We start from the raw sequence: 7,003 nt of genomic DNA on the forward strand, positions 1-7,003 counted from the left end.
TAATACTGTTTATGGGTTTTGAGCGCTACTAGGGTGTGTCCTCATTTTAAAAATGGTGATAAAAATGAGATAAATTGTCGTCAAACAAGGAAAACAGCGCAGATAATATCGAGATATTAGTCAGCTATTTGACGCCGTTTGGCAAGATTTAGCCATTTTTAACCTATTTAGATGGCTATCGATTGAATTGAGGACACGCCCTAGTGACATATACCTGCTTGCCCACTACAATAGCGCTACTCTCTCTTTTAAACCTGCGGTAAGATTTTCTTGCCAACCATTTGCTCCCTTTATTTATGTCTAATATCACCAACCATAAACAGACTCAATATCCTGCGCCTGCCATTCGTGCGTATCTTGGTGGCTCATTTGATCCTGTGCATAAAGGTCATGTGCAAATAGCGATGTACGTTTATCAGCATTTATTGCCACTAGCCAAGCAGCTAAATCGTGAGCTGCATGTGTCACTGTTACCTAATGCTCGCTCACCTTTTAAACAACAAAGCACCGATCCTAATCATCGCTTAGCCATGTTAAAGCTCGCAACACTAAATACTCCCATACGGATAGACGAGCTTGAGCTTTGGCAAACACCACCTGTCTATACCATCGATAGCGTACGGGCGTTACGGCAGCGCTATCCGAATGACAGTTTGATATTTATCATTGGTATGGACAGCGCGCTAAGTTTGACTAAATGGAAACAAGGGCTTGAGCTGACTGATTATGTCAATCTGTGGGTTTTTAATCGTGATAGCTTATCTGAGACTTATGACAACGATAGCGGCTCTTCTCAAACCAATGAAAAGCTCATGAACAAAAACACCATGAACCAAGACGTTTCTGTGTCTGAGCTGCAAGCGCAATTACCCAATCAACTACAGCCTCTCATTATTAGTTCGCCCAATGAACTCATAACAGCTAACTCTCATATAGCCGCAAATAGCAGTCGCTTACAAAATAATAAACACCAAGGCAGTATTTACGTAGACGCGCGCCCTGTGACCGCCGTATCTAGCACGCAAGTACGTCAGCAACTTCACAATCCCCCTCACGCATTAAATATAAAGCACACTGCCGAAACGCAAATCGCATCTTTGCAACCAATAAATGATATCATGGACAATACTGAACCCAATCCATTAGCTAAATGGCTAAATCCTGCTGTTTATCAATATATTATCACCCATCAGCTATATTCTGCTGCTCAATTCCGTTAAAATCGCCTTATCTTTGTCATTTTGCCTACCCTGTCTCTATACGTGACGGGCGACATCTAGCTCATTCGACAATGCCAACGCATGCAAATTGACGATTTACCTTTTTTATTTTTAATATTTACGATTCAAGAGATCAAAATTTATGACCAATACCATGACTGAAGAACGTTTAAAAAAATGCTTAGCCGTTGTTGAAAATGCTCTAGACGATATGAAAGCAAAGAACATCACTGTAATGAATGTAGAAGCATTAACTGACGTAACAGAACGCATCGTCATCGCTAACGGTACCTCTAAGCGCCATGTACGCGCAATGGCTGACAGTGTCGGCGCAGAGGCGAAGCAAGCGGGCTTTATGCCACTTGGCCGTGAAGGCGGTATCGACTCTGACTGGACATTGATTGATTTGGGCGCTGTTGTCGTCCACATTATGACGCCTCAAGCACGTGAGTTCTATGACCTAGAAGGTCTGTGGTCATCACCTGACCAATTGGCTGAGCTAGTTGCGACCCCGCGTGAAAAGAAAACGGCAGGCCGTCGTAACAAAGTCAAATAAGATTGTTGATTACGATATCCGTCCAACATTAAAACATGCACTACCAAAAAGACCAGAATCACTATTCTGGTCTTTTTTATGCAAAAAACACTGTCTCTATCCCTAATAAATATTCTGAAAATGGTTCACAATTACGCTATAGTCGATACTAGGGTCTGTTGATCAGACCTTAAATAAATCAGAATCGCTTATGAGTACAGAATCGATGATACCGACGTTACCAACGACAGAAGACCCCAAATCAGACTTTAATGATACCCTACCCTTACATATCGCCACCCTAACCTGTGTCCGCGCTGGTAAGGCCATGCCATTCGCGCGCGAAGAAATGAGCGCCATTGATAAAGCGCCAGTTAAAGCACCTGTTGCGGTCAACTTCATGGGGTTAACGACGGATGAGCAAGCCGATCGCAAACATCATGGTGGCCCACTAAAAGCGGTGCATCAACTGGCACCTGCGACTTATGACAAAATCAATGCTGAGTTTGACCTAAACGTGCGTGTCGGTACATTGGGTGAAAACCTCACGACCGAAGCCGTTAATGGTCTACCAGAAATGACTGAGTCTACGGTTTGCATTGGTGACGTTTTTCAATATGGTGGACATTTTGAGAACGGTCAAGACAATAGTAATGATGATAGTGTCCAGCTACGCATCGTTCAACCGCGCCGCCCCTGCTACAAGATTAACGACCAAATCGGACAGTTTACCAAAGTGCCGAATATCGCGGCATGGGTCAGTAAACAAGGTATCTCTGGCTGGTACTTCCAAGTCGTGCGTGATGGTCTAATTAATGCAGATTTGCCAGTTTACTTGATAGAACGCCCCTATCCGTTTGCGACACTTGAAAAGTTATGGCAACTGTCTAATTCTAAAGAGAAATACGACGCTGAAGTAGTTGAACCGTGGCTCGCGATTGAGTGTTTGGAAGATAGTTGGAAAAAGGTGTTGGCTAAGAAGGTTCGGAAGAGTTTAGTATAAAAATTAAATAATACCGTACTATCACATTATTTTTATAAAAATAATCTAGCATTTTACGTTTTTATTTTATAGACTATTGTATGCAAACAACATGTAGTAGTTATTTTATTAAAATGCACTATATATTGTATATAAAAAATTCACCATAACAATGTAACTAAAAAGTAGTTGCAAATATCATGTGCATTTGGGTACTATATGTCTAAGTCAGAAAAACTTATAAAACGCTTTAAAACTGTTCCAGTAGATTTCACATGGGATGAGTTTGTCAAATTACTATCACTACACGACTATCAATTAGCAAAAGGTAGCGGCTCCAGAAGAAAATTCATTAATAAAAACACTGGCTTGTCTATGAGTTTTCACGAACCTCATCCACAATCGATCATGAAAAAATGTTACATCCGTCAAGTTATTCAAAATTTTGATGATAATAAGGTTTGGTTAGACAATGACTAATAAACAGCACTTCTCGTACAAAAATTATACTGGCTCGATAGAGTACAGTACTGAGGATATGTGTCTTTTTGGCAAGGTTCAAATGATTCAAGATCTTGTTATGTACGATGGTGAAACACTACCTGAATTACAGATGGCATTCGAAGCAGCAGTTGATGAATACTTAGAAATGTGTGTAGAAGAAAATAAATGCCCCAATAGACCTTGCAGTGGCTCTTTTAATATTAGAATGCCTGAAGAATTGCACCGTCAATGTATCAATGAGGCAAACATTTTAGGTCTTAATTTAAATAAGTTTATTAATCAATGTATTGATTTTTACTTTTATAATAAAGAATTAAAAATAAATTATGCACTAGTGGATTTAGAACCTATGCAATATATGTTTACCGAATCGATTCACTACAACCTCATACCCTCGGGTAAAGAAACAGCACCTGTATATGATGTAGATATGCAACCAAATAGCTTGTGCTAACGAATAAATTGTCGAGGTGTATTATGTCGGACAAGGCAAATGAAGTGAAAAAATTCAGCTTAGAAGAGATCACAAAACTATTGATAAAAGAGAGCCACATAACTGAAGGTTATTATCTAGCGCTAATTGTTCCAACAATAAATGGTGGACAGTTTAAATCGAAAGACGGTGATGGCTCGAAACAGGGTATTATCATTGAATTCGATAGTGTTCGCTTATTAAAAGTTGATGAGCATACTGAGAGTGCAGTAAGTGCGGCTGATATGTGATCGCGTTATGGTCGAGTATAAGCTTTGTACTTTCGATAAAACAACCAACATTCTAACTAGTATATACAAAAAGGTGAGCTTTATAGCACACCTTTTTTATTGAGCATTTCATGGTAAAAAACATCTTTTTAGCGTTTAGCCTAACGCTGCCCTTGATTGGTTGCGTGACCACGACCTCTCCCGTCGCGACAACCAAGAGCTACATCGTAGATGGTAAAACCTATCAAGCCACTGGCAAAAGCGAACGCATCAAAACCATTGTCCTGCACTATACGGTCTCAGACAATGAAAGATCTATCAACACACTGACCACAGGCAAGGTCAGCGCCCATTATCTAGTGTTAGATAATGATGATGATAAAATTTATAACCTCGTACCAGAGAACGAGCGCGCTTGGCATGCCGGTGATGGCGGGTTTGCAGGACGCACGATATTAAACGATACCTCTATCGGTATAGAGATCGTCAATGTAGGCATTGCGCCTGAATATAAGGATGCGCTAAAAGACGGTACGCTGGCGTATCATCCTTATGACCATTATGTGGCGTTTGACCAGCTACAGATCAAAAAGGTCGCGGAGTTGGTGCAAGATATCACGGCAAGATACGACATCTCACCCAAAAACATCATCGGTCATTCAGACATGGCACCCTCGCGTAAAATAGACCCCGGTGCAAAGTTTCCTTGGGAGCAGCTATATAAACAATATGCTATCGGCGCTTGGTATGATGGCGCTGATAAGTTTGCGTTTATGGACATAGAAGCGTTTGCGGCAGCCACAATACCTGAGATTAAGCAGCAGTTTCGTGATTATGGCTATCAGATTAACAGTAGCGACGAGTGGGACAAGGCCAGTCGTGATGTCATTTATGCATTTCAGTTGCACTTTCGACCGCGTAACCCAACGGGCGAAATAGATTTAGAAACTTATGCTATTTTAAAGGCATTAAATAAGAAGTATGCTGATAGCGACAATTTTTATTAGCCATTAACAATCAAAAATCTATCCATAACAACAATGAAAAAGGAAATACTATGAGCACATTGTTTAGCGTAAATTTGAATAAATTGGCTTTAATCCGTAACTCCCGCGGTACGGACTACCCTAACCTGCTGTACTTTGTAAAAAAGCTGATCGACCTAGGCGTTAAAGGCTTTACCGTACATCCGAGACCCGATGAGCGTCATATCAGATACCAAGATGTCTATGATATCAGTGCATTCTTAAAAGACTATCCAGAGATTGAGTTCAATATCGAAGGCAACCCAAACGAGCAATTCTTAAAACTCATTCGTGAAGTAAAACCACATCAATGCACGCTCGTGCCAGACAGTGAAGATCAGCTGACTTCAGATCATGGCTTTGACATCATCACCCATCATGCGTTTTTATCGACGTTAAGCAAAGAGCTGCAAGCGTTCGGTACGCGCTGTGCGGTGTTTATTGACCCTGATATCGAACAAATCAAAGCGGTCATCGAGAGTGATGTGCAGACGATCGAGATGTATACCGAAGAATGGGCGCGCGCTTACAGTAATGGTAAGAGCGATGACAATATTGATTTCGATGAGGTCAAGCAACGCTTTAGCGACTGTATCAATCTAGCCAATCAAAACGGTATCCGCGTCAATGCTGGTCATGATTTGAATTTGGATAATTTGGCTGAGCTGCTCGCGCTTAGTGATATCGCTGAGGTGTCGATTGGTCATGCGTTTACGATTGAGTCGCTGGAACAAGGCATGGATAATGTGGTGCGTCAGTATTTAAAAATATGTGATTAAAAAGCATTAGCAGGAGTCAATATGAGTGACTTAACAGGTAAAGAGCAACAAAACGAGCTTGAGAAATATCTAGAAGAAAAAGCCAAGCAAGCACAGACAGATGAGCAGGAAGCGAAACCGCTTTCTGCTTATGATGCTTGCGTGCTAAAGGAAAGTGCTAAGATTCATGAATTGATTGCTGAGGCTCGGAAAGAAATTAAGAAATGATTTAGACGTTAACGATACAGATTTGCAAATATAAAATTTCAAACTGTCTATTTATGACCCAGCTCTTTTAACGCCGATAGCGCCTGCTCCGCCTTGTCATTCGATACAAATATATGGTCATGATAATAGGCAGCGATCACGTTGGCACTGATACCTTTTGAGGTCAATTTGGTTGACACTGCTGCGGTTAGACTTACGGTGTCTAGGCTTGAATGTACGGTTAAAGTAATTTGCTGAAAAACACCTTCGTAGTTCAAACCAGCTTCCTCGGCTTTATGCTTGGTTAATACTAAAGTTAGACCTTCTGGCTCCTTAAACGTAGCTATCGGTTCTAGGTGAAGATATTGTTCTAACTTATCAGCTACTGAGCAAAATACGAACGCTTCATCTACAAGCTCTGGCTGCATCGCATCGAATCAAGCAATTTACTTAAGTCTTTAATTCCTGCCATTTTCTTAGTCCTGAATTTATTTAACTCTAGTATTTGATACTGGTATTGAGTCGCTACCTAACTTTGTCAGGCTGTAAACAGTCGTCTTTGATAATCTAAAATTGCAGTGCAATTTTTTAACGCTTTTCAGGATTAGCTCTAAAAACTATCAAGCCTTAACAATCAAATCAGGCTGCTTATCCAACCTACGCACTTTTTTAATGTCATTAAATCAAGAGACAACATCAATTGTTATCCATACTTTATCTGCTTGACACTCATAAAGATATGGATTTTTCCATTCCGTATTAGACCCCATATCGTTGTCCGTAAGGTCAGAATAATCCATTGAGAACCCGCCTAGGGTTACCGTATCCCCAATCTCGAAACTGGCTTGCTTGTCCTCATCATATAAAGCAGATATATGATCGTTAAAAGACAAATGCTCAGTTTGAATAAGAATTAAATAGTCATCTATATAAAGACATTTGCCTTTTTTCTTGATTAAGCCGGTTATCGTATCGAAGTTATTTTCAGGGTGATTATCTTGTTCATTAGTTGACATCATATTGACGTTATCTCCTGCTGCTTCATCGTTATTCATTATTTTAAAACTTTC

At 40.4% G+C, this 7,003-nt stretch carries 11 protein-coding genes; 9 read left to right on the forward strand and 2 right to left on the reverse strand.

Features of this window, described 5'->3' with window-relative positions; translation table 11 throughout:
• Positions 1-296: 296 nt before the first annotated feature.
• The 9 genes from ACT3SX_RS05960 to ACT3SX_RS06000 all read left to right on the forward strand — a co-directional run bounded on the left by ACT3SX_RS05960 (position 297) and on the right by ACT3SX_RS06000 (position 5,954).
• Entirely contained in the window at positions 297-1,220 is a 924-nt protein-coding gene (locus ACT3SX_RS05960) for a nicotinate-nicotinamide nucleotide adenylyltransferase (RefSeq protein WP_192520345.1), read from the forward strand.
• Positions 1,221-1,362: 142 nt separating this feature from the next.
• Positions 1,363-1,776: a ribosome silencing factor gene (gene rsfS / locus ACT3SX_RS05965; protein ID WP_192520346.1), complete on the forward strand. Its 414-nt coding sequence runs from the start codon at positions 1,363-1,365 to the stop codon at positions 1,774-1,776.
• 205 nt (positions 1,777-1,981) lie between these two features.
• Positions 1,982-2,758: an MOSC domain-containing protein gene (locus ACT3SX_RS05970; protein WP_192520349.1), complete on the forward strand. Its 777-nt coding sequence runs from the start codon at positions 1,982-1,984 to the stop codon at positions 2,756-2,758.
• A gap of 198 nt (positions 2,759-2,956) precedes the next feature.
• On the forward strand, positions 2,957-3,217 hold the full coding sequence (locus ACT3SX_RS05975; protein ID WP_192520347.1) for a type II toxin-antitoxin system HicA family toxin: 261 nt from the start codon (positions 2,957-2,959) through the stop codon (positions 3,215-3,217).
• Complete coding sequence (locus tag ACT3SX_RS05980; protein WP_442061979.1) at positions 3,210-3,695, forward strand: type II toxin-antitoxin system HicB family antitoxin; 486 nt, start codon at positions 3,210-3,212, stop codon at positions 3,693-3,695. The genes ACT3SX_RS05975 and ACT3SX_RS05980 overlap by 8 nt, the downstream gene beginning before the upstream one ends.
• Positions 3,696-3,718: 23 nt before the next feature.
• The gene (locus ACT3SX_RS05985; protein WP_192520809.1) at positions 3,719-3,964 is read left to right on the forward strand and encodes a hypothetical protein; all 246 of its coding nucleotides are present in this window, start codon (positions 3,719-3,721) and stop codon (positions 3,962-3,964) included.
• 110 nt (positions 3,965-4,074) lie between these two features.
• The gene (locus ACT3SX_RS05990; protein WP_192520811.1) at positions 4,075-4,950 is read left to right on the forward strand and encodes an N-acetylmuramoyl-L-alanine amidase; all 876 of its coding nucleotides are present in this window, start codon (positions 4,075-4,077) and stop codon (positions 4,948-4,950) included.
• A 50-nt stretch (positions 4,951-5,000) separates the two neighbouring features.
• Entirely contained in the window at positions 5,001-5,747 is a 747-nt protein-coding gene (locus ACT3SX_RS05995) for a pyridoxine 5'-phosphate synthase (protein ID WP_192520813.1), read from the forward strand.
• A gap of 21 nt (positions 5,748-5,768) precedes the next feature.
• Entirely contained in the window at positions 5,769-5,954 is a 186-nt protein-coding gene (locus tag ACT3SX_RS06000; RefSeq protein WP_192520814.1) for a hypothetical protein, read from the forward strand.
• A 47-nt stretch (positions 5,955-6,001) separates the two neighbouring features.
• On the opposite strand, the gene ACT3SX_RS06005 is transcribed toward ACT3SX_RS06000, so the two are convergent.
• Together ACT3SX_RS06005 and ACT3SX_RS06010 are read right to left on the reverse strand one after the other, a co-directional pair.
• A complete protein-coding gene (locus ACT3SX_RS06005) occupies positions 6,002-6,361 on the reverse strand; it encodes an ACT domain-containing protein (RefSeq protein ID WP_263972675.1) in 360 nt (119 codons plus the stop codon).
• Between the two features lie 255 nt (positions 6,362-6,616).
• Positions 6,617-7,003, reverse strand: a 387-nt coding sequence (locus tag ACT3SX_RS06010) for a hypothetical protein (RefSeq protein WP_444761694.1), incomplete at its 5' end; no start/stop codon positions are given.

The sequence above is a fragment of the Psychrobacter sp. AOP31-B2-9 genome, assembly GCF_052378005.1.
Taxonomy (GTDB): domain Bacteria; phylum Pseudomonadota; class Gammaproteobacteria; order Pseudomonadales; family Moraxellaceae; genus Psychrobacter.

What these genes read in the sequence shown, in the direction of transcription:
- ACT3SX_RS05960 (WP_192520345.1), top strand. Translation starts at nt 297, where the DNA reads ATGTCTAATATCACCAACCATAAACAGACTCAATATCCTGCGCCTGCC.
- rsfS (WP_192520346.1), top strand. Translation starts at nt 1,363, where the DNA reads ATGACCAATACCATGACTGAAGAACGTTTAAAAAAATGCTTAGCCGTT.
- ACT3SX_RS05970 (WP_192520349.1), top strand. Translation starts at nt 1,982, where the DNA reads ATGATACCGACGTTACCAACGACAGAAGACCCCAAATCAGACTTTAAT.
- ACT3SX_RS05975 (WP_192520347.1), top strand. Translation starts at nt 2,957, where the DNA reads ATGTCTAAGTCAGAAAAACTTATAAAACGCTTTAAAACTGTTCCAGTA.
- ACT3SX_RS05980 (WP_442061979.1), top strand. Translation starts at nt 3,210, where the DNA reads ATGACTAATAAACAGCACTTCTCGTACAAAAATTATACTGGCTCGATA.
- ACT3SX_RS05985 (WP_192520809.1), top strand. Translation starts at nt 3,719, where the DNA reads ATGTCGGACAAGGCAAATGAAGTGAAAAAATTCAGCTTAGAAGAGATC.
- ACT3SX_RS05990 (WP_192520811.1), top strand. Translation starts at nt 4,075, where the DNA reads ATGGTAAAAAACATCTTTTTAGCGTTTAGCCTAACGCTGCCCTTGATT.
- ACT3SX_RS05995 (WP_192520813.1), top strand. Translation starts at nt 5,001, where the DNA reads ATGAGCACATTGTTTAGCGTAAATTTGAATAAATTGGCTTTAATCCGT.
- ACT3SX_RS06000 (WP_192520814.1), top strand. Translation starts at nt 5,769, where the DNA reads ATGAGTGACTTAACAGGTAAAGAGCAACAAAACGAGCTTGAGAAATAT.
- ACT3SX_RS06005 (WP_263972675.1), bottom strand. Translation starts at nt 6,361, where the DNA reads ATGCAGCCAGAGCTTGTAGATGAAGCGTTCGTATTTTGCTCAGTAGCT.